Origin of the sequence: Solwaraspora sp. WMMD937 (assembly GCF_029581175.1) — a bacterium.
Lineage (GTDB): Bacteria > Actinomycetota > Actinomycetes > Mycobacteriales > Micromonosporaceae > Micromonospora_E.
In genome coordinates, this window is record NZ_CP120738.1 from 2,676,783 (window position 1) to 2,701,013 (window position 24,231).

The following is a 24,231-nucleotide window of genomic DNA, read 5'->3' on the forward strand; positions in this document are numbered from 1 at the left end:
ACGGGGTGCCAGCGGCGTCGGATCATGCGATGGTCGGCGGCATGACCGACTATCTGGCGCTCAACCGGGCCAGCTGGGACGAGCGCGCGCCGGCACACGCCGCATCGCCGGACTACCGGGTGGCGCAGCTGATCGCCGACCCGGCGCTGCTCAGTGAGGTGGTGCGCTTCGACCTGCCGAGGCTCGGCGACCTGACCGGCGTACGCGGGGTGCATCTGCAGTGCCACATCGGCACCGACACGCTGTCGCTGGCCCGGCTGGGCGCGACCATGACCGGCCTGGACCTTTCCGGCGCGTCCCTGGCCGAGGCCCGGCGGATCGCCGCAGCCGCACAGACCCCGATCGAGTACGTCGAAGCCGATGTCTACCGCGCCGTGGAGGTGCTCGGCGCGGGCGGGTTCGACCTCGTCTTCACCGGGATCGGTGCGCTCTGCTGGCTGCCGAGCGTGACCCGATGGGCGGAGACGGTGGCCGCACTGCTGCGGCCGGGCGGCCGGCTGTTCCTGCGGGAGGGGCACCCGGCGCTGTGGGCGGTCGACGAGACCCGCCCGGACGGCCTGCTCGTGCTCGACCTGCCGTACTTCGAGACGGACCGGCCGCTGGTGTGGAACGAGGACGGCACGTACGTCGACACCGAGGTCAGCTTCACCCACAACCTGACCCACGCGTGGAACCATGGCATCGGGGAGATCTTCACCGCGCTCACCGGCGTCGGGATGCAGGTGACGATGCTGGTCGAGCACGAAAGCGTGCCGTGGAACGCGTTGCCCGGCCGGATGGCCAAGGGCGATGACGGCGAGTGGCGGTTGACCGAACGACCGGAGCGGTTCCCACTCAGCTACACCCTGCAGGCGGTCCGGCTCAGCTGAGGCTGTCGCGCCACTGGTGGTGCAGCACGGCGTACCGACCGCCGTCGGCGATCAGGTCGGCAGGCCGGCCGTCCTCGACGATCCGGCCGTCGTCGAGGACCAGCACCCGGTCGGCGATCTGCACCGTCGACAGCCGATGCGCGATGACCAGCGCAGTGCGCCCGTGGCCGGTCGGCCAGCGGTTGGCCACCGGCCCGTCGCCGTTGCGGCCACCGCAGTTCTGGCTATCGTCGTTCTGGCCGCCGTTGAGCATGGTCTGCAACGCCCGCTGCACCAGGCGCTCGGTCGGCACGTCCAGCGACGAGGTCGCCTCGTCGAGGATCAGCACCGCCGGGTCGGCCAGCACCGCCCGGGCGAAGGCGACCAACTGCCGTTGCCCGGCGGACAGCCGCCCGCCGCGCCGGTGCACGTCGGTGGCGTACCCGTCGGGAAGTCCGGAGATGAACTCGTGCGCGCCGATCGCCCGCGCCGCGGCCTCCACCTCGGCGTCGGTGGCGTCCGGGCGGCCGAACCGGATGTTGTCCGCGACGCTGCCGGCAAAGAGGTGGTTCTCCTGCGTAACCATGATCACGTTTCGCCGCAGGTCGCGGCCGGCGATCTCACGCAGGTCGACGCCGTCGAGGGTGACCGACCCGCTGACCGGATCGTAGAGCCGGGCCACCAGCTTGGCGATCGTCGACTTGCCGGCCCCGGTGGCCCCGACCAGCGCGACCGTCTGCCCGGCCGGGATCCGCAGGGTCAGCTCGGGCAGCACCAGACGGTCCGGCCGGTAGCCGAACGAGACGGCATGCAGCCGCACCGCGCCGCGTACCGGCTGCGGCAGCGGACGCGGCCGCACCGGCTCGGCGACGTCCGGCCGCTCGTCGAGCACGCCGGAGAGCTTCTCCAGCGCCGCGGTCGCCGACTGCAGCGAGTTGTAGAACTGGCTCAGCTCCTGCATCGGCTCGAAGAACCGGCGCAGGTACAGCAGGAACGCGGCGAGTACGCCGATCTCGGTGCGGCCCTGCAGCACCTGCCAACCGCCGAAGGTGAGCACCATCGCGACAGCCACGTTGCCAATGCCCTTGAGGCTCGGTGAGTAGATCGCGATCAGCCGGAACGCGTGCAGGCTGGCCCGCTGGAAGCCGGTGTTGACCTCGGCGAAGATCTCCTGGTTGCGGGGCTCGCGCCGGAACGCGTGCACGGCCCGGACCCCGCCGAGCGACTCCACGAAGTGGACGATCAGCAGCGCCACGGTCTCCCGGGTACGCCGGTAGGCGACGGTGGAGGCGCGGGCGAACCAGATCGACATCCACACCAGGAACGGGAACGCCAGCAGGGTCACCAGGGCCAGCGGCAGGTCCAACCAGAGCAGGATCGCCGCCACCGAGACCACCGACAGCCCGGCGAGCACCAGATCGTCGATGCCGCCGTTGACCAGCTCGGAGATCGAGTCCATGTCACTGGTCAGCCGGGCCACCACCCGGCCGGAGGTGTAACGCTCGTGGAAGCTGACCGACAGGTTGAGAAAGTGCCGGTACACCCGCTGACGCAGGTCGAGCAGGATCGCCTGACCGATCCGGGCAGACAGGATCAGGAAGCTGCGCTTGCCGACGTACTCGGCGACGGTGGCGACCGCGAAGGCGACGGCGATCGCGACCAGCGGCCCCGCGTCGCCGTCGTCGGTCAGCGGCGGGATGGCCCGGTCGATGCCCAGCATCACCAGGTACGGACCGGCCATCGCGGCGGCGTTCTGCAGCAGCAGCAGGCCGACCGCCACCGCGATCATCCGCCGGTGCGGCCGGGTCAGCGAGCCGAGCAGCGCCCGGCTGCGGGCCCGGACCCGGGCGTTGTAGACCGGACCGCCGTTGCCTGCGCCGCCGACCTCGTCCGCCGCCCGGTCGGAGACCCCGCGCCAGTCCGGCTGAGCGTCGTCGGACCTGCTCGCGTCACGGTCCGCGGTGCCGCCGGCATCGTCGGTCCGGTTCACCGGGACCTGACCAGGCCGGGTCCGTCGGCGGAGAGTACGGCCCGGTAGGCGGGCACGGTGGCGAGCAGTTCGGTGTGGGTGCCGACGGCCGCGATCCGCCCCGCGTCCAGCAGTGCCACCCGGTCGGCCAACGCGACCGTGGACGGCCGGTGCACCACCAGCAGCGCGGTGGTGCCGACCAGCACCCGGCGCAGCGCCTGCTCCACCAACGCCTCGGTGTGCACGTCCAGGGCGGACAGCGGGTCGTCGAGCACCAGCACCCGGGGCCGGCCCAGCACCGCCCGGGCCAGCGCCAGCCGCTGCCGCTGCCCGCCGGACAGTGACAGCCCCTGCTCGCCGATTCGGGTCCGCAACCCCCAGGGCAGGTCGTGGACGAAGTCGGCCTGCGCCAACCGGACGGCGGCGTGCACCTCGGCGTCGGTGGCGTCCGGCCGGCCGAGGGTCAGGTTTTCCCGGACCGACATCGAGAACAGGGTGGGGTCCTCGAACGCCACGCCCACGCACCGGCGCAGCTCGTCGAGGCGCAGGTCACGCAGGTCATGACCGTCCAGGGTGATCCGTCCGCCGGTGACGTCGTAAAGTCGCGGCACCAGCGACACCAGGCTGGTCTTGCCGCTGCCGGTCAGGCCGGCGATGGCCAGCGTCTCACCCGGCCGTACGGTGAGGTCGACGCCGCGCAGCACCGGCTCCGGCGTCCCCGGATAGCCGAAGGTGACGTTGTCGAAACGCAACTCACCGCGGACCTCACCGACCCGGATCCGGACGGCGTCCGGTCGGTCGACGATCGACGGCGAGGTGTCCAGCACCTCCTGAATCCGGTCGGCGGCGGTCATCGCCTCCTGGGCGTGCGAGATGATCCAGCCCAGCGACTTGATCGGCCAGATCAGCATCAGTTGCAGGGTGACGAAGGCGACCAGTTGACCGATGGTGAGCTGCTGGTCGGCGACGGCGCCGGCCCCGGCGACCAGCACGACCGCGAGGCTCGCGTTCGGCACCAGGTCGTAGCGGGCCGACGCGTGGGCGAGCAGCCGGCCCTTGCCGACCGCGGTGTCGTGCAGCTCGCGGGCCAGGTCGGTGAAGCGCGCGGTGAGGTACGGCCCGCGCCCGAACGAGATGATGGTCCGCAGCCCTTGCGCGGACTCCTCGACCAGGGTGGCCAGGTCACCCTGCTGGTCCTGCATCCGTCGGGACACCCGCAGATAGGCGCGGGTGAACTGGCGGCTGAACAGGTAGAGCGGTACGGCGCTGGCCGCCACCACCAGTCCCAACGGCCAGTACAGGTGCAGCAGCAACGCCACCACGGTCAGGTAGGTCGCCGAGTTGAGGATCAGGAACAGCAGACCGAAGGAGAGGAAGCGTCGGATAACCGACAGATCGCTGATCGCCCGGGACAACAACTGCCCGGACTGCCACTGGTCATGGAAGGTGACCGGGAGCCGCTGCAGGTGGGTGTAGATGTCGTCGCGGATGGTGCCTTCCATCCCGATCGACGAGGCACTCTGTGCCCACCGCCGGATGAAGATCAGCACCGCCTCGACGACGCCGAGCAGCAGGGCGAGTCCACCGAGGAGCAGCAGACCGGCGGGATCACCGGCGGCCACCGGGCCGTCCACCACCTCGGCGATGACCAGCGGGATGGCGATGCCGGCTCCGGTCGCCGCCGCAGCGGCCGCCAGCAGCCAACCGAGTTGACCGAGGTACGGGCGCAGGTAGCGGCGCAGCCGCCAGAGATTGTGGACGGCGCGCCGCCGGGGCGGAGATCGGTCGGGTACGGCGTCCACACCACGACGGTAGCCGGTGCCGGCACCGGTTCACCGCCCCGCGAAGGTCACCTGCGATTCATGGTCGAGCAGCCACTTCTTGATCGGCAGACCCCATCGGTAGCCGCCCAGCGTGCCGTCGCCGCGCAGCACCCGGTGACAGGGGACGACCAGCGCGACCGCGTTGCGGGCGCAGGCACCGGCCGCCGCCCGGACCGCAGCCGGCCGGCCGGACCGCAGGGCGAACGCCGTATAGCTGACCGGCTCACCGGGCTTCACCTCGCGCAGCGCCGACCAGGCGGTGTGCTGGTACGGGCCGCCGTGCTGGCATACCGGTAGCCGGTCGATCGCGGTGAAGTCACCAGCCAGATAGGACCGTACGGCGCGGGTGACGTCGCCGAGGTCGGCCCGGCGGCGCACCGGCCCGCGTAGGTCGGGGTGGACCACGGCGAGCAGGTCGTCCGGGTCGGCGGTGAACCCGGCGGCCCGTAGCGCCCCGCCCGGGTCGGTGATCAGCGTCAGCGGCCCGACCGCCGTGGCGACCGTACTCGCGTCCAATGTCGAAGACGTTGTCATCATTCACTCCGATGTAGATTTCATTGGCGTGGCGGACCGCCACAGCCGCAGGTTGGCGTAGGACCGCCAGGGCCGCCAGAGCTCAGCGTGGGTGGTCAGGTCTGCGGGGGAGGCGGGCAGGCCGAGCGCCGCCGCGCCGCGCCGTACCCCCAGGTCGGTGCCGAGCAGCACGTCCGGGTCGCTGAGCGCCCGCATCGCCACGTAACCGGCGGTCCACGGGCCGATGCCGGGCAGTGCGGTGAGCCGGTGCGACAGCTCGGCCCGGTCGCTGCCCGGGTCGAGCCCGATGTCGCCGTCGGCGACCCCGGCGGCCAACGCGCGCAGCGTGCCGCGCCGGGCGGCTGGCATCGCGAAGGCGTCGTCGGGCAGGGCGAGCAGTTCGGCCGGGCCCGGGAACGGCGCCAGACCGTCCGCAGGCGGGGCTGTTCGCGACGCGGTCGTCGCGCAGAGGCGGGCCAGCACCCGGCGGGCGGCGGACACCGAGATCTGCTGCCCGACCACGGCCCGTACCGCCAGTTCGAAGCCGTCCACCGCGCCCGGCACCCGGACCCCGGGCTCGGCGGCGACAGCAGCGGCCAACGCCGGATCGGCACCCAGCACGGCGTCCACCGCCGCCGGATCGGCGTCCAGGTCGAAAAGCCGGCGGCAGCGGGACACCGCCGGTGCCAGATCACGCAGGTCGGCGAGGCGCAACGCGGCGGCGAGGAAACCGTCGTGCGGGGTCAGCGCCACCGCACCGGCACCGTACGGCAACCGCAGCGCACGCCGGTATCCGCCGCCGTCGGCGGACTCCACGCCGGGCACCGCCCGGTCGGCCAGGAATCCGAGTACGGCGTCGACCGCCATCGGCCGACGGAACGCCAGCCGTACGGTGATCACCCCGGCCCGGTCGGGCGCACCGGGCCGCACGCGGCCGCGCAGCGTCGACGGCGGGCCGCCGTACACCGTCCGGAACGTGTCGTTGAACTGCCGTAGGCTGCCGAACCCAGCCGCGAACGCGATCTCAGCGACGGTCAGGGCGGTCCGCTCCACCAGGATCCGGGCCGTCTGCGCACGCTGCGCCCTGGCTAACGCCAGTGGGCCGGCCCCCACCTGCTCGGTCAGCACCCGGGTGAGATGCCGTTCGGTGTAGCCGAGCCGGCGCGCCAGCCCTGGCACGCCGTCGCGGTCCACCACCCCGTCGCCGATCAACCGCATCGCCCGTCCGACCAGGTCGGCGCGGCGGTCCCAGTCCGGCGAGCCCGGGGTGGCGTCGGGGTGGCAGCGCCGGCAGGCGCGTAACCCGGCCTGTTGCGCAGCGGCCGCCGAGGCAAAGAACCGGACGTTGTGCCGCTTCGGGGTAACCGCCGGACAGGACGGCCGGCAGTAGATCCCGGTCGACGTCACGCCGGTGTAGAACCAGCCGTCGAAACGCTGGTCGCGGCTGTCCACCACTCGGTAGCACCGCTCGAAGTCGAGCTCCATGGGTCGATCCTGCCCGCTTGCGGGCCCGGTCGGCTGGCGGGAATCGGACCTGCAGTCACGAGCCCTGGTCCGTGCCGGCCGGGCGGGTAGCGCCGGCGACCAGCAGGCCGATCGCCAACGCCCCGAGCACCACCAGCAGCGATCGCAGGATGCCGACCTGCTCGGCCAGGAAACCGACCAGTGGTGGACCGGCCAGGAACGAGGTGTAGCCGATCGAACTGACCACCGACACCCGTACCGCCGCCCGGTCGGCCTCGTCGGCGGCCGCGCTCATCCCGACCGGGAAACCGAGCGACGCCCCCGCGCCCCACAGCAGCGCCCCGAGCAGCGCCAGCGGCAGCGTCGGCCCGAGAACCACCAGGGCCAGGCCGACCAGGGCCAGCACCGCCGTCGCCCGCAGCACCGTCACCCGTCCCCAGCGTTGCAACGCCGTACCGCCGACCATCCGGGCGGCGGTCATCGCCGCGACGAATACCCCGAACGCGACCGCGCCGACCGCGTCACCGACCCGGTAGCCGTCGACCACGGCCAGGGTGAGCCAGTCGTTCGCCACCCCCTCGACGAACGCGAAGGCCAGCACCAGCAGACCGATCAGCAGGGTGCGCGGCTCCCGCCAGGCACGCAGCACCCCGGACCGGGGTGCTGCCGCGCCGGGCACCCGCACCGGGACCGGCAGGAACATCCGTACGGCTGCGGCGATTGAGGCGATCACCAGCAGTGCGGTGACGGCGAGTTGCCAGTCGACCGGCACCGCCAGCCAGGCACATCCGGCCCCGAGGAGCGCGCCGGTCACCGTACCCAGGCTGAAGCCGGCGTGGAAACGGGGCATCAGCGGGCGGTCGAGCCGGCGCTCGACGTCGGCACCCTCAACGTTCATCGCCACGTCCCAGCTGCTCAACCCGGTGCCGGTCAGCAGCAGCCCGGCGCCGGCCAGTGGCGGTGAGACGACCGCCACGCCGACCGCGACAGCGAGCATTCCGACGGTCACGGCCGAGGCACCCAGCAGCACCGTCCGGTGGGGCCCGATCGCGTGTACCAGCGGACCGGACAGCGGTAGCGCGCTGACCGCGCCCACCGACGTGCACAACAGCAGCAGCCCGAACTGGGCGTTGGTCAGATCGAGGGCGTCGCGGATCGCCGGGGTACGGGAGATCCACGAGGCGAACGCCAGACCACTGACTCCGAACGCGATCGCGACCGCGATCCGCGCCCGTTCCACCACCGGCCGCGCCAGCGTCGCCGCCCCGTTCGCCACCACGCCACCCACTCCCCGCTCGCCCGGACCTTGCCGTCCACCCGGACGTCCGTCCGGGCGGCAACGGTACGCCGTCCGCAGCGGGTACCGCCCGGTGCTGCCGGGTCTGGCCGCGCTGGGCACGCGGCGCCGTGGCCCTGCGCAGACGGTAGAGCACGCGTCACTGGTAGGTAACATGACGATGCTCACCATCAACTGCTGGCAGCGGCGCTCTCACCATCTGCGTCGGTCGATAGGCTCCGTTCGGCGACCTGGCTCCTGGATCGATAGAGTGGCACAGTTTGGTGCACCTCGATAAAGGAGTCGGTAGATATCATGCGTCGCCTACTGGCCAGCGCCGTCCTCGGCTCGGCCCTGATCCTCGGATTCACCGGCTGCGGCACCGAGCCGCCGCCGACGGGCGCGCCGTCGCCGACCGTCGGCAGCACCACCGCCAGTGAGGCCGACATCCTCGCCGCCACCAACGCCGCCTGCAATCAGGCGGTATCGATGAGCAGCGACTTCGCCGCTGGTTTCCAGCGTGACGTCAACCAGTTCGCCGACCCGACGGCCAGCGCGGAGGCGCCGGCGGACGCGAAGGACAACTTTGAGGCGCAGATGCGCGGCTGGTCGGCGACGCTCACCTCACTGGCCACCGGCCCGGTGTCGGACGAACTGCGGGCGGTGCTGACCGAGAGTACGGCCGCGATCGAGGCCGCCACCGAGATCGGTGAGACTCCGCTCAGCGACGAGCAGGTCGCCGCCGTGGTGGCGATCCCAGAAGATTTCCGCGCCGTCTGCGAGTGACGTCCACGAGGGGCCGGGCGGGCCGGGAGCAGACGTCCGTTAGCCTGGTCCAGTTTGCTCGCCTCTCAATGGACGGATCTTCGATGCGACGTACCCTGATCACCGCCGCCGCTGCGACGGCGCTCGCGTTGACCCTGGCCGGCTGCGGCGGTGGCGACAGCGAAACCGACACCGCCGCCGGTCAGACGTCATCGCCGACGGCGACCGCGTCGGCCGACGCGGAGTCGGCCGCCTCCGCCGAGGGCGGGGCCGCCGCGGCCACCAAGACGGCATGCGACACGGCGGTACCGGTCGCCGAGGAGACTGCATCGACCATCGAGGCGTACTTCGCCGACCTCATCGCCGCAGTGGCTGAGGGCGGGACGGCTGCGGAGACCGCCGACGCCGAGTTCCGGGCCAAGTTCACCGACCTCTCGGCAATGCTGGAGTCGCTCGCCGCCGACCCGGTCGACGCCGACGTGCAGCAGGCGTTGACCGAGGCGTCCGAGTTCGCCGCCCAGATCGTCGACCCGGACGACAACACCCCGATGGGACAGGTGGAGGGTCGCCTGGCCGAGCTGGCGGAGAAGCTGAAGACCGCCTGCGCCTGACCCGCCACCGGACGCTGCGTAGACTCGACCGACGTGAGTCTCACCATCGGCATCGTCGGCCTGCCCAATGTCGGCAAGAGCACCCTGTTCAACGCGCTCACCAAGAACGACGTCCTCGCGGCGAACTACCCCTTCGCCACGATCGAGCCGAACGTCGGGGTGGTGGGGCTGCCGGACGGGCGGCTGGGCAGGCTGGCGGAGATCTTCGGCTCGGAGAAGACCATCCCGGCGCCGGTGTCGTTCGTCGACATCGCCGGTCTGGTGCGGGGCGCGTCCAAGGGGCAGGGCCGAGGCAACGCCTTCCTGGCCAACATCCGCGACGCCGCCGCGATCTGCCAGGTCGTGCGGGTCTTCTCCGACCCGAACGTGGTGCACGTCGACGGCAAGGTCTCCCCGGGTGACGACATCGCCACGATCAACACCGAGCTGATCCTGGCCGACCTGCAGACCTTGGAGAAGGCGCTGCCCCGGCTGGAGAAGGAAGCCCGGCTGCGCAAGGACCGGGCGGCGATCCACGCCGCCGCGAAGGCCGCCGCCACGTTGCTCGACGGCGGCACCACGCTGTACGCGGGTGCGGCCGCCGCCGGCATCGACGTCGCCGAGCTGCGCGAGCTGCACCTGCTCACCACCAAGCCGTTCCTGTACGTCTTCAACGTCGACGAGGACGAGCTGGGCAATGCCGAGCTGCTCGCCGAGCTGCGGGCGCTGGTCGCCCCGGCCGAGGCGGTCTTCATGGACGCCAAGATCGAGTCCGAGTTGATCGATCTGCCGGACGACGAGGCGATGGAGCTGCTGGAGTCGACCGGGCAGAGCGAGCCGGGGCTCAACCAGCTGATCCGGGTCGGATTCCGTACGCTCGGGTTGCAGACGTACCTCACCGCCGGGCCGAAGGAGGCGCGGGCCTGGACCATCCCGGTCGGGGCGACCGCGCCGGAGGCCGCCGGGGTGATCCACTCCGACTTCCAGCGCGGCTTCATCAAGGCCGAGATCGTCTCCTACGACGACCTGGTCGCGGCCGGCACGATGGCGGCGGCCAAGGCGGCCGGCAAGGTTCGGATGGAAGGCAAGGAGTACGTCATGCAGGACGGCGACGTCGTCGAGTTCCGCTTCAACGTCTGATTTCGGCATGCTGGGCACGAGCCGGCATGTGGCGTGTCCCAAGGTTCGCGGTGTCTGCGAGGGGGTAGCAGCTGTGCCCAGCTCGCGGTAATACCGTGGTATGGTTGCTGGATGGCGAGGACGAGGAAGGTCACGATCACGCTGCCGGTGGAGCTGCTGGAGAGCATGAAGTCGCACACCGACAACGTCTCCGGCTACCTCACCGAGCTGGCCGAGCGGGCTGAACGGCGGAGGCTTCTCCGGGAGGAGTTGGACCGCTATCAAGCTGAGTCCGGGGCGTTCACCGATCAGGAGATGGCCGAGGCCCAGGCGCTTCTGTACGGAACCAGGGAGACGGACCGGGCGGCGTGAGCCTCGAATCGCTTGTGCTCGACTCGCAAGGCTTCTCGGGATGGATCGGCCGGGATCGCATGGTGATGCGACTGCTGGAGCAGGCGGAGCGTGACGGGGCTGATCTGGCCATGTCGGCTGCCACGATCATCGAGGTTTCCCACACCGGCGTGGACACCGCTCGGCTGACCTGGCTGTTGTCCCGCATTCGTGTGGAGGCGGTGACGGAAGAGAGCGCCCGTCGCAGTGCGGGGCTGTTGAAGGCGGCGGGGCTGCACGGGCACAAGTACGCCATCGATGCCATGGTCGCCGAGATGGCGCTACGACTACCCGCGCCGGTCGCGGTCTTGACGTCGGATGTCGACGACATGACCAGGTTGTGCGGGCATCGGGTTCGGGTCATCAGGCTGTAGGCCGGCCCTGCGGCCGTGGCAGAGATGCGTCAGGCAGTTGAGCGGCTGCCCGGCTCAGCTCTTGCGACCGGGCACAAGCCCGTCCAGATTCAGCTTGAGCTCGAACGGCGTCGTGGTGTGCAGCTCGTGGCGGTGGATCCCGGTCGCGACGTACGACCGGGTGGGCTCGTCGAGCTCGTATGCGTGGACCACCGGTGATCCACCCTCGTCCTCGACGCGCCAGTAGTGCGGAATGCCGGCTTCCGCGTACTTGCGCAGCTTGACTGTCCGGTCGCGGTGGGCCGACTCCGGCGACACCACCTCGACGACCAACAGCACCTGGTCGGGTGTGTAGAAGGTGCAGTCCGGGTCGTAGTAGGGAGCCCGCGTGGCGAGGAGATCGGGCTCGGGGCGGTTCCGTTCGTCGAGCCGAATCGTCATCTCCCGCTCAATCTCGACGCCTGCTGGCGCCTGCTCCATGAGAGCGAAGAGCAAAGCGGAGACAGCTCGGCCGTGCCAAGCCCGCTGGGGGGACATCATGAAGACGAGCGCTCCGTCGATCAGCTCGGTGTGACGCGGCGCCTGCGGGAGCTGGTCGAGGTCGTCGGCGTACCACCCTTCCGGGCGGGGCGGCCGCATCCACTCGGGCACTGCGGTCATGTTCCTCACCGTAACATCCGGCTTCTGTTGACCTACCGTCGTTCAGTCTCGATGTCTGCACCGCATCGAGGTGAGGCTCAGACACCTTCCGAGGCGGTTTTGAGGTGCGTGAGCCTCACCTCGACGCTGAACGGAGGGGTCAGCCTCGGCGGTGGAACGGCTCCAGTTGGTATACGGCCATGACGCCTTCGCCGGAGTCGATATTGGCCAACCGGAGGCGGTCGACGGCAACATCCACCCGCTGACCGGTCCCGCCTGAGCCGGCGTCGGCCCAGATCTGCACCGTCCCGTGCCCCGGCAGCACTCTCGGACCGACCACCAGGATCCCCGGCTCCTGGGGAGTCGTCGCTCCGCCGAGCGCTTCGCCTGGGGATTCGCGGTGCGGGTGGGTCTTGGGCTGGTCGTCGGGTGGCGGTGTCTCGGGCAAAATACTCACGGGCGCGACCTCGCTTCGCGTCAAGGCCCTCGGCGAGCGCTGCCACGCGAGCCGAGGGCCGCCTTTGTCTGCCGATCCAACGCTAGTCCACCAGGTTCATCCTGTCCACCAAGTGAACTGAATGGACAGCATCGGTCGGCTGGACAGGTGGCAGCCTGTGGGCATGGTCGACCCGTGGTCGCCGCGTTCGTTTGCCGAGCAGGTGGCCGATGCGCTCAAGGCGAAGATCGATAGCGGCGATTGGCTGCCGGGGCGCAAGCTGCCTGGTGAGGTGACGTTGGCGCAGACGTACGGCGTGGCGCGTGGCACCGTGCGGGCCGCGCTCGACGTGCTACGCGAGGAAGGCCGAGTGGTCACCTTCGCCGGTCGCGGCACGTTCGTCACGCCAGACCCGAAGCCCTGAGGCACCTTCCGCCGTGGCAGGTGACCTTGAGGCGGCAGCGCAGGCGTACCGGGCTGCGCTCCAACGCGTGCAGGATGGGCTCGCGGAGGTCGCTTCAGCGCGTGCCGAGGTGCCACAGGTACGGAAGCGGCTTGCGGCCGCAATCGTGACTGCGTACCGAGGCGGTGCCCGCGTGGGCGAGATCGCTCGGGTGACTGGCTACGGCCGGGAACAGGTCCGGCGGATCCTGCGAGCCGGCGGTGTCGAGCCGGAGAAGCCGGAAACCGCTTAGGTCGAGCGCGGGGTGGACATGATCGAGCGGTCAGCCCTGCTGGCTGTCGGTCCCGCAGTCGGTCACGAGATGTAGTGCAGGATCACGTTGTGCACGTGGTGGGACTTCTGGTCGCCACGGAACTCGACCTCGTAGGTGTGGGTGCCGACGTTGATCGCGATGGCGCCGGAGGAGAAGTACGAGCCGCCCCAGGACTTGTTGCTCACCACGCTCACGCTGGTGATCTTCGAGTACGGGATGCTGGTGATGGCGACCTTCTTGCCGACGAACGACTTGTCCTGGATGATCACGCGGCGGTTGGTCAGCCCGATGAAGCCGGTGCCGGTGCCGATCGCGTCGTAGACCGCGATCACCTGCTCCCCGTCGAGCAGCCCGCTCTCGATCTGCCGAAGTTGCTCCCGCCGGTCGTACGCCACGTTCGCCATGCGTCCGAGGGTAGGCGGCGGGCACAACCACGCCAGCGCAGCGCGAGGTCGCTGCGGCCAGCGGTGATCCGAGCGCAGGATGCGGGGTCAGCGAAGGTCGACGACCGTACGGTAGGCGTCCTCGATGCGGGCCGCGAGTGCGACGTCGCCGTCGGTGATCTTGTCGCCGTCGGGGGAGCCGAGCCGGATCTGGGTCCGTCCGTCGGCCCGGCGTACGTCGGGCCGCAGGTGCAGGGCGTCGGCTGCTACCTTGATCCGCTCGGTGAGCTCGGCGTGCTGGCTGTCGTCGAGCAGCAGGGTTCGCCGGAGCTGCTGGCCGTCCTGCGTCCACCCGTCCAGTTGGGTAAGGGCATCGCTAAGGTAGTCGCGGCCGGTCCGGCTGGACCAGAGTGCTCGCAAAGCCACACCTCCCAGGCGTCGTTGCCGGCTTGTGGCCAAATCGTCGCCATCCTGTGTCTTGGTCGGTGGTCCCCAGTCTGGCCGCTAACTGGTTGGTGTGTCCACGTCCACCCTTCCGTCATCTGCTGTCCTAGCAGTCAGCAGGGTTACCCGAAATGCTGATTGATCTGGCAGGCTCATCTGCTGTGCGGAGCGGGCAGGTGAGGCGTCAGGTGGTGGTCGGGGCGGCGATCGTCCTCGACGGTCGGGTGCTGGCATGTGCCCGGACCCATCCACCGGGGGCGGCCGGCAAGTGGGAATTTCCCGGCGGCAAGGTGGAGAGCGGCGAGACCGAGACCGATGCTCTGATCCGGGAGTGCCGCGAGGAACTCGGCGTTGCGATCACGGTGGGTGACCGCATTGGTCCCGATCGCCCGCTTGGTCACGGCCGGTCTGTGTTGCGGGTCTACCTGGCCGGGCTGCTCGGGCCGGCGCAGCCGACCGCGCTGGAGCACTCCGCTCTGCGCTGGTTGGCGGCCGACGAACTCGACCAGGTCACCTGGCTGCCCGCGGATCGGCCGATCGTCGCCGAGCTCCGTCCGTTGCTGTTCGCCGGCAGCAGATCGAATGACGGCTGATGCCGGGTGCTGTGGCTCAGCGCGGGCCGGCACTCGGGTCGCGACTACCGCGGACCGAGCCTGGAGCGACTCCCATCATGCGTTTGAACGCCCGGCCGAAGGCGGCTTCCGATCCGTAGCCGGACTGGCCGGCCAGTTCGCGGACCGTCGTCTGGCCCTGTTCGAGCCTGGCGAGCGCGACGTGCATCCGCCACCGGGTGACGTACCGGAGTGCCGGTTCACCGACGAGCCGGGTGAACCGGGCCGCGAACGACGACCGCGACATCGCGGCTACGCGCGCCAGCGAGGCGACGGTCCAGGTACGGCTGGGTTCGCGGTGGATCGCCGCGATGGCCCGCCCGATCAGTGGGTCTGACAGCGCGCCGAGCCATCCGGCTCGCGCCTGCGGGTCGTCGCTGTCGATCCATGACCTGATCGCCTGGATCACCAGGATGTCAGCGAGTCTGGTGGTGACGGCTTCCCCGCCCGGGCGAGGGTCCGACACCTCGCTGGTCAGCAACGCGAGGGTGGCACCGATCCAGCCACTGGTCCGCGGGTCCGACCCGGTCGCATGGATGACCGGTGGCAGCAGCCGTACGAGTTGGTGAGCGGCCGGCCCCTCGAACGACACCACTGCGCAGACCAGCGTGGACGTCTCGCCGCCGCCACCGTGACGGAGTATCGAGTAGTGCGCATTGAGATGCTCCTGTGGCAGCAGATCGACCCGTCCGGCCCGTCCAGCCTGTCCGGCCTGTGGGCTGCTGAGCAGCAGATGTCCACGGCCATGCGGCACGAGCGCGAGGTCACCGGCGCTCAGCTGTCGTGGTGGTGCGTCCCCGACACGTAGCCAGCAGCCACCGGACGTCACGACATGGAAACTCAGACAATCACCGAACGGCGGCATCTCCAGCGCCCATGGGGCGCTGACCTCGGTCCGGCAGTAGAAGATCCCGGTCATCCGCAGCAGGTGCAGCGCTTCCCCGACCGGGTCCACCGACACCCACGGCGCATCGACCTCGAGTTTCGCCATCGCGGTCCCTGGACGATCGAGCACACTTTCGCGTTTCCCGATCATATCCTCGCCGGCCCCGAACTGATTTTGTCGATGGGGAGCCGCTCGCTGGCGGCAGCGACGAAGGGGAGAAACGATGAAGGTACTGGTGGTCGGTGCGTCCGGTGGGTCCGGCCGTGCCACGGTACGGGAACTTGGCCGCCGGGGTCACGAGGTCACCGCGTTCTCGCGAAACGCGTCGACTGTGGCCGGTCCGGTCGATGGCGGCTCGCTGCGCGGGTTGAACGGCGACGCCACCGACCCTGGCGATGTCGACGATGCGGTGCGTGGTCAGGACGCGGTGATCGTCACGCTCGGTATCAGCGAGAACCCGGTGCGGGTCCGGCTGCGTGGTCCGGCGCACACGTCGCTGGATGTCCGTTCCCGGGGGACCGGTGTCGTTGTCGAGGCGATGCGCCGTCACGGCGTACGCCGGTTGGTGGTGCAGACGTCGTACGGCGTCGGACCCACCCGAACGCACCTGCCCATGCTCCAACGACTGGTCTTCTGGGCGCTTCTGCGACCGCAGATCGTCGACACCGAGCGGCAGGAGCGGATCGTACGGTCCAGCGGCCTGGACTGGACCGCAGTTCAACCGGTGAACCTCACCGACGACGACACGACCGAGCCGCCGTTCGTCTCGACCACCGGTGCGACCCGCAGCATGAAAGTGGCTCGTGGGCAGGTCGCGTGGCTCCTGGCGGAGTCGGTCGAGAACGACGACCACATCGGCGCGACGCTCTCCCTCTCGGCCGGTTGACCCGACAGCGCGACGGCCGATCAGAGGTTGATCGCGACCTGGAACGACCGGGAGGTGAGCCCGGCGCCGCCGTGCCAGATCTCGAAGCCCGCCTCGACCCCGCTGAGGTACCAGTCCCGGTCGAGGTAGCCGCGGCCCACCGCGTCCCGGGTGAACGCCGCCAACTCCAGGTCCCGCGCCTCGTCGACCGGCGTGGTACGCACGTACGCCACGTAGTTCCAGTGCCAGTCGGCGTAGTAGACGTCCCAGGTCGCCCCGGCCAGGGGCACTCCCCGCGCCACCAGCGTCCCGGCCGGCTCGGCCCCACCGGCCCGGTCCAGCCAGACCATCAGTTCGGCGCCGTCGGGGGAGCGGTGGGCGTTGGCGTCGGTGTGGAACCACAGGTCGTACGTGGCGTTCCAGCGGCCGGTGGCGTCCTGGGTGTCGATCGTCCAGTCGGACCGGGCGGTGCGCAACTGCCGCACCTTGATCGGCAGGCCGCTGCCGACGGTGCAGTTGCCCCAGTGGCAGCCCTGGTAGATGGTCGGGTAGGCGGCGGCGGAGCCGTCCCGCTTGTCGTGCTCGGTGCGGGTCACCTCGAACCGGCCAGCCGCTTCGACCGTCAGGCACTGCGGAGTGTCCGCACCCCAGACGTTGTTCATCACCACGTACCGCTTGTCGGTGATGTCGATCGTGTCGGCCCGCCCGCAGAGTTCGCTGGCGTCGGCGTCCGGTGCCAGCCAGACGACGGTCACGCCGGCGACGACGAGTGCGGTGACGACGAGTGCGGGCAGGCGGTGGCGCCGGAGCCGGAGCGGGATCATGGTGGGGGAGTCCTTCGGCGAGCAGCCCGCAGTACAGGCTGGTGTCGTGGGTCCGGCGGCCCGACGCCGCCCCACGACGGAAACGGTGGACAAGGTCCCGTTCCCGGCTCCGCGAAGGATGTTACGACCGTCAATGGATGGCGGGCAACCCCGGCGACCACGGATAGAAGCCGCCCCTCCCGGCGCAGGAAGCACCGGGAGGGGCGGTCAGCGGGCGTGATACCGGCTTAGCGGTCCTGGTCCGGGTGGTGGTAGTTGAGTGACTTGTCCGGCAGTGGGAAAGTGACGTCCTCGCCGAACGGCGACGGCGCGGCCGGCTTGTCGAACGCCAGCTCACTGATCGGCAGGTGGCCCTTCTCGTCCACCGCCGCCGCCTGCGGGCGGGGCACCTGGCGGTGCCAGTTGACCCCGCGCTCGGCGTCGGCCACCGCGCTGTGGTCACCGTCGGCCGGCAGCCCGGCCGCCGTACCGGCCGGCTGGTCCAGGCCGGACTCACCGAGCGCCGGTCCACTCGCCGCCGCGCCGTTCTGCCCCCGCCGGAAGATCTTGCTGCCGAGCCACACGAGGGGATCGTACCGCCGGTCGACGACGCGTTCCTTCATCGGGATGATCGCGTTGTCGGTGATCTTGATGTGCTCGGGGCAGACCTCGGTGCAGCACTTGGTGATGTTGCAGTAGCCCAGCCCCTGCTGCGCCTGCGCGTACTGCTTGCGGTCGGTCCTGGTGTCCAGCGGGTGCATGTCCAGCTCGGCGGCGCGGATGAACACCCGGGGACCGGAGAAAGCGGTCTTGTTGTCCTCGTGGTCACGTACCACGTGGCAGGTGTTCTGGCAGAGGAAGCACTCGATGCACTTGCGGAACTCCTGCGAGCGTTCCACGTCGACCTGCTGCATCCGGTACTCACCCGGCGCGAGGTCCTCCGGCGGGCTGAACGCCGGCGTCTCCAACGACTTCTGGTAGTTGAACGAGACGTCGGTGACCAGGTCGCGGATCACCGGGAAGGTCCGCAGCGGGCTGACGCTGATCGTCTCGTTCTCCTCGAACGTCGACATCCGCGTCATGCAGCCCAGCTTCGGCATGCCGTTGATCTCCATGGAGCAGGAGCCGCACTTGCCGGCCTTGCAGTTCCACCGGCAGGCCAGATCCGGAGCCTCGGTGGCCTGCAGCCGGTGGATGACGTCGAGGACGACCTCGCCCTCGTTCACCTCCACCTGGTAGTCCTGCAGGTCGCCGCCGGTCTCGTCGCCCCGCCACACCCTGAAGTGGCGCTTGGTGCCCATCAGTTGTCCGCCTCCTCAGCGAGCGCGTCCTGCGCCAGCGCGTCGAACTCCGCCAACTCCTCGTCGGTCAGATACTTGGCCAGCTCCGCCCGGTCGAAGAGCTTGATCAGCTCCGGCCGCATCCTCGGCAGCGGCTTGTGCTCCAGCTTGACCGAGTCGCCGTCCAGCGAGCAGACCAGGTTGACCGTGCGCCACTTCGGGGCCATGGTCGGGTGGTCCTCGCGGGTGTGCCCGCCCCGGGACTCGGTGCGCTCGAGCGCGGCCTTGGCGGTGCACTCCGACACCACCAGCATGTTGCGCAGGTCCAGCGCCAGGTGCCACCCCGGGTTGTAGCGCCGGCCGCCGGCGGCGCTGACCTTGGCCACCCGCTCGCGCAGCTCGGCCAGCTTCACCAGCGAATCCGCCAGCTCACCCTCGCGCCGGATGATGCCGACCAGGTCGCCCATCACCGCCTGCAGATCCTGCTGCAGGGCGTACGGGTTCTCCCCGGTGTCGCGCGACAGTGGTGCCAGGGCCTGGTCCACCGCCTGCTCGACCTCGTTGGCCGAGACCTTCGGCCGCCGGTCCAGCCCGCCGACGTACGCGGCCGCGTGTTCACCGGCCCGCTTGCCGAAGACCAGCAGGTCGGACAGGGAGTTGCCGCCGAGGCGGTTGGAGCCGTGCATACCGCCGGAGACCTCGCCGGCGGCGAACAGGCCGCTGATCCGGCCGGCCGCCGCAGCGGTGTCCGGGTCGACCTCGACGCCACCCATCACGTAGTGGCAGGTCGGCCCGACCTCCATCGGCTGCCTGGTGATGTCGACGTCGGCCAGCTCCTTGAACTGGTGGTACATCGACGGCAGCCGGCGGCGGATCTCCTCGGCCGGCAGCCGGCTGGCGATGTCCAGCAGCACGCCGCCGGACTCCGTACCGCGACCGGCCTTGACCTCGCTGTTGATCGCGCGGGCGACCTCGTCACGGGGCAGCAGCTCCGGCGGACGCCGGTTGTTGTCCGGGTCGGTGTACCAGCGGTCCGCCTCCTCCTCAGTCTCCGCGTACTGCTTGCGGAACACGTCGGGTACGTAGTCGAACATGAACCGTTTGCCGTCGGTGTTGCGCAGCACGCCGCCGTCGCCCCGGACCGACTCGGTGACCAGAATGCCTTTCACCGAGGGCGGCCAGACCATGCCGGTCGGGTGGAACTGCAGGAACTCCATGTTGATCAGGGTGGCGCCGGCCCGCAGGGCGAGCGCGTGCCCGTCGCCGGTGTACTCCCAGGAGTTCGAGGTGACCTTGTACGATTTGCCGACCCCGCCGGTGGCCAGCACCACGGCCGGCGCCTCGAACAGGACGAACTCGCCGTTTTCCCGGTAGTAACCGAAGGCGCCGGCGACCCGGGGACCGTCCGGACCGTCCTCCAGCATCAGCTCGGTGATGGTGGTCTCGGCGAAGACCTTGATCCGGGCGTCGTGGACGCCGTACTCCCGCTTGTCCTCCTGCTGCAGCGAGACGATCTTCTGCTGCAGGGTGCGGATCAGCTCCAGGCCGGTGCGGTCACCGACGTGGGCCAGGCGCGGGTACTCGTGGCCGCCGAAGTTGCGCTGCGAGATCTTGCCGTCCTTCGTACGGTCGAACAGCGCGCCGTACGTCTCCAGCTCCCAGATCCGCTGCGGTGACTCTTTGGCGTGCAGCTCGGCCATCCGGAAGTTGTTCAGGAACTTGCCGCCGCGCATGGTGTCGCGGAAGTGCACCTGCCAGCTGTCCCGGCTGTTCACGTTGCCCATCGCGGCGGCGGCGCCGCCCTCGGCCATCACCGTGTGCGCCTTGCCGAACAGCGACTTGGAGATGATCGCGGTGCGTTTGCCGGCCAGTCGGGCCTCGATCGCCGCCCGCAGTCCGGCGCCGCCGGCACCGATGACCACGACGTCGTAGTGGTGTCGTTCGATTCGGGTAGTCATATCGTCCAAGCCCTCAGTTGAAGAACCGCAGGTCGCTGAACCAGCCGGCGGACAGCGCCATCACGTAGAAGTCGGTCAGCGCCAGGGTGCCGAGCGTGATCCAGGCCAGTTGCATGTGCCGGACGTTGAGCTTGGAGATGAACGTCCAGGCCCGGTACCGCACCGGGTGCTTGGAGAAGTGCTTCAGCCGGCCGCCGGCGATGTGCCGGCAGGAGTGGCAGGACAGGGTGTACGCCCAGAGCATGACCACGTTGCCGAGCAGGATGACGTTGCCCAGGCCGACACCGAAACCGTTCTCCCCGTCGAAGGCGAGCACCGCGTCCCAGCTGTTGATCAGCGAGATGATCACCGCGGCGTAGAAGGCGTAGCGGTGCGCGTTCTGGAAGATCAGCGGGAAGCGGGTCTCACCGGTGTAGCGCTGGTGGCCGTCCGGGACGGCGCAGGCCGGCGGGGAGAGCCAGAACGCCCGGTAGTAGGCCTTGCGGTAGTAGTAGCAGGTCAGCCGGAACAGCAGCAGGAACGGCAGGGTCATCGCCGCGTCGGGGATGAACCACCAGCCGGGTAGGAACCGCCCGAAGTGGGCCGCCTCCGGTACGCAGCTTTCGGTGACGCACGGTGAGTAGAACGGGGTGAGGTAGTGGTGCTCCTGGACCCAGTAGAAGTCGTGCATGAAAACACGGACAGTGGCGTAGGTGACCCAGGCACCGAGTCCGATCACGGTGATCAGCGGGGGTAGCCACCACCGGTCGGTGCGCAACGTCTTCGCCGCGATGGCGGCGCGCGCCCGCGCCTGCCCCGGCATCGTTGCCGTAGTCGTCATCCTGTCTCCCTGACGGGGCCCGACCCGCGCAAGGGTGGACCCGGATATCTTCGGCCGGTCTGTGGCGTAGCAGGGCAGAGCCCAGATTGCCGTGCGACCGCGTGCTCCGGAACCCGCACCACACGCATCGGCGGGCGCTGGTCCGGTGCACACGTTACGCCCAGTACCGGCGGCCGTATGCGCAAGGGAGTCTCGCCGGTATCGCGTCGGTTACGAAAGCCCGGCCCGCCGCTATGGGGGTGGATGTGCAGAAGCTCACTGGATCCCGAGCGGCGTCGGTCACAGATTGACAGCGAACGCGTCGTCAGGGGTGACGGGCGGCGCGGTCGACCAGCCCGCACCGCCCGTCGCTGACCCTCAGGAATGAGGTATGCCTAACCTAAGTAATCCGCGTAGCGTCGTCAATCTCGCAATTCGCCGGGTCAGCCCGCGGCGCCGCCGGTGATCTGCCAGTCCGCCAGGTGCAGAGCCGGCGCGTGCCAGGAGGTGTCGTCCCAACTGTCCGGCAGCCGGCGCAACTCCGAGCCCAGACCCAGCACCGCACCGGGCGCGAGTGCCTGCGGATACGACTGGGTGAACCGCAGACTGCGGACCGCCGCCACGATCTCGCCTGACTCGACCAGCCACGCACCGTTACGGGTCAGACCGGTCACCACCAGGCTGCGTGGATCGAGGATCCGGGTGTACCACAGGTCGGTCACCAGCAGACCGCGCTGCACACCGCCGAGCAGCGCCGCACTGCCGCCAGCCGCCGGCCCGTCGTCGCTGGCGAACTGCCGGCCGCCGGCCGGAAGCAGCCGCAGATGCTGACCCACCGGCCCCCACGCGACGCTGCCCGGTGCCGCGTGTCCGGTCGAAGCGGTGCCGGCTGCCGCCGCGGTCCGTCGGTCGTGGGTGAGCGCCGTCGATCGGCCGGCGTCCACCAGCACCGTGCGGCCGGTCGGGGTGCCCTCGGCGTCGAACGGCAGCCCGCCGCCGGTGGCCGGGTCGTCGACCAGCGTGATGGCCGGGTCGAACTGGGCCTCGCCGAGCCGGACGAACGACCGCCGCTCGTGGTGTGCCTTGCCGGCGAAGCCGTGCCGGGCCAGCATCTGCAACAGATCCAGCACCGCGGTCGGTTCGAGTACCACCGGGTAGCGCCCAGGCGGCAGATCGACCGGGTGCCGGCCGGCCCGGGCCTTCACCGCCGCCCGGGCACCCAGCGCCGTGCCGTCGATCTCGGCCAGCCGGTCGGCCGCCTGCCGGGCCACCCCGTCGGCGCCGTCGGTCCGGGCGATCCCGTCCATCGCGGCCTCCGCCGCCCGGCCGCCGGCGGTCTGCCCGGCGCTGTTGGCAAACCCCGTCGACCGGTGCACGGTACGGCAGAACCCGGCGCATTCCAGACCGCCGGCGGCCGCGACGAAGTCCCGCACCCGGGCAGCCCGCTCCGCCGGGCCGGCCTGCGCGGTCGCCTCGTCCCACGACCCGGCCGCGAGCAGCGGCGCCGGTCCGGCGAGCCCCGGCCAGGCCGGATCCGGCGGGCAGAGCCGGGCCGCCGCCAAGGTGCGCTCGACCAGGTCGGCCAACCCGTCCGGACCGGTCAGCGTGGTCGAACCGATCGCGGTCCGGCCGTCGACGTGCAGCCGCAGCCACACTGTGGTGACCGCCTCGGCGACGTTCTGGTGGATGAACGAGTTGGCGAACCGGGTCAGCGCCAGCGCCCGGTGGCTGACGTACGCCTCGGCCTGCGCACCCGGCCCGGCGGCCCGGCGGACCGCCGCCACCACCCGGAGGGCCAGATCGGTCTCGGCGGGCGACGTCGCCGCGCCGGTCAGCCCCGCGTCCAGACTCACCCGCGTACCCCCACCCGGACGTTGGTGAACCGGGCCGGCGCCGCCGGGTGCCCGGTGTGCCCGACCTGACCGGGCTGGCCCTTGCCGCAGTTCGGCGTCCCCCAGGCGACGCTCTCCGACGACAGCATGTCCATCGACCGCCAGAACACCGGGCCAATTCCGGTGTACGTCGGGTTGCGCAGCATCCGCCCCAACTTGCCATTGCGGATTTCCCAGCCGATTTCACAGCCGAACTGGAAGTTGAGCCGATTGTCGTCGATCGACCAGGACCGGTTGATGTCCATCAGCACCCCGTGATCGGTCGCCGCGATCATCTCGTCCAACGTGTGCGGCCCCGGCTCCAGACCGACGTTGGTCATCCGGACCATCGGCAGCCGTGACCAGCCGTCCGCCCGCACGCTGCCGCCGTGGTCCAGGCCGGCGACGGCGGCCGAGTCCCGCCCGGCCAGTACGCCGACCCACCGGCCCTGCCGGACCGCGTCCCGCTTGACCGCCGGGCTGCCCTCGTCGTCGAACCCGAAACTGCCCAACGCGCCCGGGATGGTCGGGTCGATCGTCACGTTCATCAGTTCGGATCCGTACCGCAGGCTGCCGAGTTGGGCCAGGTCCAGCCAGGACGTGCCGGCGAAGGCGGCCTCCCAGCCGAGGATCCGGTCCAGTTCGATGGCGTGCCCGACCGACTCGTGGATCTGCAACGCCATCTGCTCCCCGCCGAGGATCAGCGTGGTCTCCCCGGATGGGCAGGCCGGCGCGGTGAGCAGCGCCCGTGCCTCCTCGGCGATCCGCGCGGCGTGCGCCGGCAGGTCCAGGTCGTCGATCAGCTCCCAGCCGCTGGTGCCGTACTGGCCGCGGTGGCTCGGATAGGAACGGCGCTGGGTCTCCCCGTCACCGATCACCGTCGCGGACAGCCCCGCACCGCACTCGCGGATCCGCTGGTCGATCCGGTGCCCCTCGCTGGAGAGGAACCACTTTTCGGTGTCCCAGATCTGGTACAGCCCTTCGGCCAGGTCGGCGCCGTGGTCGAGCATCGTGCGGGTCGCCGACACCAGCAGATCGCCCTTGTCCGGCAGCGGCACCGACAACGGGTCGACCCGGCACGGGCTGGCCCAGCTCGCGGTGCCGGCCCCGGCCGGCACCAGGTCGGTCGGCGGCCCTGGCACCTGGGCGCTGGCCGCGGCGATCTTCGCCGCCCGACCACCGGCGGCCCGCGCCGCCGCCGGCGACGGATCCGGTACGGCGTAGAAGCCCCAACTGGAACCGACCAGTGCGCGGACGCCGAGACCGGCGTCGCTGTGCTGAACCAGCGCCTCGATCTCACCGTTGCGTGCGGTCATCGACTCATAACGGCGGTGCATCACCCGCGCGTCGGCGTACCGGGCGCCGGCGTCGAGTGCCGCCTGCACGGCGGCCGTCGCCACCTCGAACTGGGTCACCCTGTGACCTTATGC

At 70.4% G+C, this 24,231-nt stretch carries 25 protein-coding genes; 9 read left to right on the forward strand and 16 right to left on the reverse strand.

Going from position 1 to position 24,231, the window contains the following annotated elements; genetic code table 11:
* The first annotated feature begins 41 nt into the window (after positions 1-41).
* The gene (locus O7621_RS11645) at positions 42-869 is read left to right on the forward strand and encodes a class I SAM-dependent methyltransferase (RefSeq protein WP_282233977.1); all 828 of its coding nucleotides are present in this window, start codon (positions 42-44) and stop codon (positions 867-869) included.
* Here the strand turns inward: O7621_RS11645 and O7621_RS11650 are convergent.
* The 5 genes from O7621_RS11650 to O7621_RS11670 are packed head-to-tail and all read right to left on the reverse strand — an operon-like array spanning position 862 to position 7,896.
* Positions 862-2,838: an ABC transporter ATP-binding protein gene (locus O7621_RS11650; RefSeq protein WP_282233978.1), complete on the reverse strand. Its 1,977-nt coding sequence runs from the start codon at positions 2,836-2,838 to the stop codon at positions 862-864. The genes O7621_RS11645 and O7621_RS11650 overlap by 8 nt on opposite strands.
* Positions 2,835-4,619, reverse strand: coding sequence for an ABC transporter ATP-binding protein (locus O7621_RS11655; RefSeq protein WP_282233979.1), 1,785 nt, complete (start codon positions 4,617-4,619; stop codon positions 2,835-2,837). Before O7621_RS11655 ends, O7621_RS11650 begins: the two co-directional genes overlap by 4 nt.
* Positions 4,620-4,649: 30 nt before the next feature.
* Positions 4,650-5,177: a methylated-DNA--[protein]-cysteine S-methyltransferase gene (locus tag O7621_RS11660; protein ID WP_282233980.1), complete on the reverse strand. Its 528-nt coding sequence runs from the start codon at positions 5,175-5,177 to the stop codon at positions 4,650-4,652.
* Positions 5,178-6,638, reverse strand: coding sequence for an AlkA N-terminal domain-containing protein (locus tag O7621_RS11665; RefSeq protein ID WP_282233981.1), 1,461 nt, complete (start codon positions 6,636-6,638; stop codon positions 5,178-5,180).
* A gap of 55 nt (positions 6,639-6,693) precedes the next feature.
* Positions 6,694-7,896, reverse strand: a complete 1,203-nt coding sequence (locus O7621_RS11670) for an MFS transporter (RefSeq protein WP_282233982.1) — start codon at positions 7,894-7,896, stop codon at positions 6,694-6,696.
* Between the two features lie 312 nt (positions 7,897-8,208).
* On the opposite strand from O7621_RS11670, the gene O7621_RS11675 reads away from it, so the two are divergent.
* The 5 genes from O7621_RS11675 to O7621_RS11695 all read left to right on the forward strand — a co-directional run bounded on the left by O7621_RS11675 (position 8,209) and on the right by O7621_RS11695 (position 11,131).
* Entirely contained in the window at positions 8,209-8,679 is a 471-nt protein-coding gene (locus O7621_RS11675) for a hypothetical protein (RefSeq protein ID WP_282233983.1), read from the forward strand.
* 83 nt (positions 8,680-8,762) lie between these two features.
* Positions 8,763-9,269 (forward strand): hypothetical protein, encoded by a 507-nt coding sequence (locus O7621_RS11680; RefSeq protein WP_282233984.1) that lies wholly within the window; start codon positions 8,763-8,765, stop codon positions 9,267-9,269.
* A 33-nt stretch (positions 9,270-9,302) separates the two neighbouring features.
* A complete protein-coding gene (ychF, locus tag O7621_RS11685) occupies positions 9,303-10,388 on the forward strand; it encodes a redox-regulated ATPase YchF (protein ID WP_282233985.1) in 1,086 nt (361 codons plus the stop codon).
* A gap of 111 nt (positions 10,389-10,499) precedes the next feature.
* Positions 10,500-10,739 (forward strand): hypothetical protein, encoded by a 240-nt coding sequence (locus O7621_RS11690; protein WP_123605371.1) that lies wholly within the window; start codon positions 10,500-10,502, stop codon positions 10,737-10,739.
* On the forward strand, positions 10,736-11,131 hold the full coding sequence (locus tag O7621_RS11695; protein ID WP_282233986.1) for a PIN domain-containing protein: 396 nt from the start codon (positions 10,736-10,738) through the stop codon (positions 11,129-11,131). The genes O7621_RS11690 and O7621_RS11695 overlap by 4 nt, the downstream gene beginning before the upstream one ends.
* 54 nt (positions 11,132-11,185) lie before the next feature.
* Here O7621_RS11695 and O7621_RS11700 read toward each other — a convergent pair whose 3' ends face one another.
* Together O7621_RS11700 and O7621_RS11705 are read right to left on the reverse strand one after the other, a co-directional pair.
* Positions 11,186-11,770 (reverse strand): Uma2 family endonuclease, encoded by a 585-nt coding sequence (locus tag O7621_RS11700; RefSeq protein ID WP_278167158.1) that lies wholly within the window; start codon positions 11,768-11,770, stop codon positions 11,186-11,188.
* 139 nt (positions 11,771-11,909) lie between these two features.
* Positions 11,910-12,206 (reverse strand): hypothetical protein, encoded by a 297-nt coding sequence (locus tag O7621_RS11705; protein ID WP_282233987.1) that lies wholly within the window; start codon positions 12,204-12,206, stop codon positions 11,910-11,912.
* Between the two features lie 163 nt (positions 12,207-12,369).
* Between O7621_RS11705 and O7621_RS11710 the strand changes: the two genes are divergently transcribed.
* Positions 12,370-12,609 carry a winged helix-turn-helix domain-containing protein gene (locus O7621_RS11710; RefSeq protein ID WP_278174364.1) on the forward strand — a complete coding sequence of 80 codons (240 nt, stop codon included), beginning with the start codon at positions 12,370-12,372 and terminating at the stop codon, positions 12,607-12,609.
* A 333-nt stretch (positions 12,610-12,942) separates the two neighbouring features.
* On the opposite strand, the gene O7621_RS11715 is transcribed toward O7621_RS11710, so the two are convergent.
* A complete protein-coding gene (locus O7621_RS11715) occupies positions 12,943-13,305 on the reverse strand; it encodes a PH domain-containing protein (RefSeq protein ID WP_123605368.1) in 363 nt (120 codons plus the stop codon).
* 87 nt (positions 13,306-13,392) lie between these two features.
* Positions 13,393-13,704 carry a 4a-hydroxytetrahydrobiopterin dehydratase gene (locus O7621_RS11720; protein WP_281553362.1) on the reverse strand — a complete coding sequence of 104 codons (312 nt, stop codon included), beginning with the start codon at positions 13,702-13,704 and terminating at the stop codon, positions 13,393-13,395.
* Positions 13,705-13,859: 155 nt separating this feature from the next.
* Here O7621_RS11720 and O7621_RS11725 point away from each other — a divergent pair, with 155 nt between their 5' ends.
* Positions 13,860-14,321 carry a (deoxy)nucleoside triphosphate pyrophosphohydrolase gene (locus tag O7621_RS11725; protein ID WP_282233988.1) on the forward strand — a complete coding sequence of 154 codons (462 nt, stop codon included), beginning with the start codon at positions 13,860-13,862 and terminating at the stop codon, positions 14,319-14,321.
* Positions 14,322-14,337: 16 nt separating this feature from the next.
* Here the strand turns inward: O7621_RS11725 and O7621_RS11730 are convergent, their stop codons facing one another.
* Entirely contained in the window at positions 14,338-15,330 is a 993-nt protein-coding gene (locus O7621_RS11730) for an AraC family transcriptional regulator (protein WP_282233989.1), read from the reverse strand.
* 118 nt (positions 15,331-15,448) lie between these two features.
* On the opposite strand from O7621_RS11730, the gene O7621_RS11735 reads away from it, so the two are divergent.
* Positions 15,449-16,111, forward strand: coding sequence for an NAD(P)-binding oxidoreductase (locus tag O7621_RS11735; RefSeq protein ID WP_282233990.1), 663 nt, complete (start codon positions 15,449-15,451; stop codon positions 16,109-16,111).
* Positions 16,112-16,131: 20 nt separating this feature from the next.
* Here O7621_RS11735 and O7621_RS11740 read toward each other — a convergent pair whose 3' ends face one another.
* The 6 genes from O7621_RS11740 to O7621_RS11765 form a co-directional block, all read right to left on the reverse strand.
* A complete protein-coding gene (locus O7621_RS11740) occupies positions 16,132-16,914 on the reverse strand; it encodes a hypothetical protein (protein WP_282233991.1) in 783 nt (260 codons plus the stop codon).
* A 227-nt stretch (positions 16,915-17,141) separates the two neighbouring features.
* The gene (locus O7621_RS11745) at positions 17,142-18,194 is read right to left on the reverse strand and encodes a succinate dehydrogenase/fumarate reductase iron-sulfur subunit (RefSeq protein ID WP_282233992.1); all 1,053 of its coding nucleotides are present in this window, start codon (positions 18,192-18,194) and stop codon (positions 17,142-17,144) included.
* The gene (locus tag O7621_RS11750; RefSeq protein WP_282233993.1) at positions 18,194-20,131 is read right to left on the reverse strand and encodes a fumarate reductase/succinate dehydrogenase flavoprotein subunit; all 1,938 of its coding nucleotides are present in this window, start codon (positions 20,129-20,131) and stop codon (positions 18,194-18,196) included. Before O7621_RS11750 ends, O7621_RS11745 begins: the two co-directional genes overlap by 1 nt.
* A 13-nt stretch (positions 20,132-20,144) precedes the next feature.
* The gene (locus O7621_RS11755) at positions 20,145-20,951 is read right to left on the reverse strand and encodes a hypothetical protein (protein WP_282233994.1); all 807 of its coding nucleotides are present in this window, start codon (positions 20,949-20,951) and stop codon (positions 20,145-20,147) included.
* 422 nt (positions 20,952-21,373) lie between these two features.
* The gene (locus O7621_RS11760; protein ID WP_282234555.1) at positions 21,374-22,765 is read right to left on the reverse strand and encodes a metallopeptidase TldD-related protein; all 1,392 of its coding nucleotides are present in this window, start codon (positions 22,763-22,765) and stop codon (positions 21,374-21,376) included.
* 14 nt (positions 22,766-22,779) lie between these two features.
* Positions 22,780-24,216 carry a TldD/PmbA family protein gene (locus O7621_RS11765; RefSeq protein ID WP_282233995.1) on the reverse strand — a complete coding sequence of 479 codons (1,437 nt, stop codon included), beginning with the start codon at positions 24,214-24,216 and terminating at the stop codon, positions 22,780-22,782.
* Positions 24,217-24,231: the final 15 nt, after the last annotated feature.

Excerpts from the sequence above, each read along its gene's own strand:
- O7621_RS11645 (WP_282233977.1), top strand. The coding sequence starts at position 42 with ATGACCGACTATCTGGCGCTCAACCGGGCCAGCTGGGACGAGCGCGCG.
- O7621_RS11660 (WP_282233980.1), bottom strand. The coding sequence starts at position 5,177 with ATGATGACAACGTCTTCGACATTGGACGCGAGTACGGTCGCCACGGCG.
- O7621_RS11665 (WP_282233981.1), bottom strand. The coding sequence starts at position 6,638 with ATGGAGCTCGACTTCGAGCGGTGCTACCGAGTGGTGGACAGCCGCGAC.
- O7621_RS11675 (WP_282233983.1), top strand. The coding sequence starts at position 8,209 with ATGCGTCGCCTACTGGCCAGCGCCGTCCTCGGCTCGGCCCTGATCCTC.
- O7621_RS11680 (WP_282233984.1), top strand. The coding sequence starts at position 8,763 with ATGCGACGTACCCTGATCACCGCCGCCGCTGCGACGGCGCTCGCGTTG.
- O7621_RS11690 (WP_123605371.1), top strand. The coding sequence starts at position 10,500 with ATGGCGAGGACGAGGAAGGTCACGATCACGCTGCCGGTGGAGCTGCTG.
- O7621_RS11700 (WP_278167158.1), bottom strand. The coding sequence starts at position 11,770 with ATGACCGCAGTGCCCGAGTGGATGCGGCCGCCCCGCCCGGAAGGGTGG.
- O7621_RS11710 (WP_278174364.1), top strand. The coding sequence starts at position 12,370 with ATGGTCGACCCGTGGTCGCCGCGTTCGTTTGCCGAGCAGGTGGCCGAT.
- O7621_RS11715 (WP_123605368.1), bottom strand. The coding sequence starts at position 13,305 with ATGGCGAACGTGGCGTACGACCGGCGGGAGCAACTTCGGCAGATCGAG.
- O7621_RS11725 (WP_282233988.1), top strand. The coding sequence starts at position 13,860 with ATGCTGATTGATCTGGCAGGCTCATCTGCTGTGCGGAGCGGGCAGGTG.
- O7621_RS11730 (WP_282233989.1), bottom strand. The coding sequence starts at position 15,330 with ATGGCGAAACTCGAGGTCGATGCGCCGTGGGTGTCGGTGGACCCGGTC.
- O7621_RS11735 (WP_282233990.1), top strand. The coding sequence starts at position 15,449 with ATGAAGGTACTGGTGGTCGGTGCGTCCGGTGGGTCCGGCCGTGCCACG.
- O7621_RS11740 (WP_282233991.1), bottom strand. The coding sequence starts at position 16,914 with ATGATCCCGCTCCGGCTCCGGCGCCACCGCCTGCCCGCACTCGTCGTC.
- O7621_RS11745 (WP_282233992.1), bottom strand. The coding sequence starts at position 18,194 with ATGGGCACCAAGCGCCACTTCAGGGTGTGGCGGGGCGACGAGACCGGC.
- O7621_RS11750 (WP_282233993.1), bottom strand. The coding sequence starts at position 20,131 with ATGACTACCCGAATCGAACGACACCACTACGACGTCGTGGTCATCGGT.
- O7621_RS11755 (WP_282233994.1), bottom strand. The coding sequence starts at position 20,951 with ATGACGACTACGGCAACGATGCCGGGGCAGGCGCGGGCGCGCGCCGCC.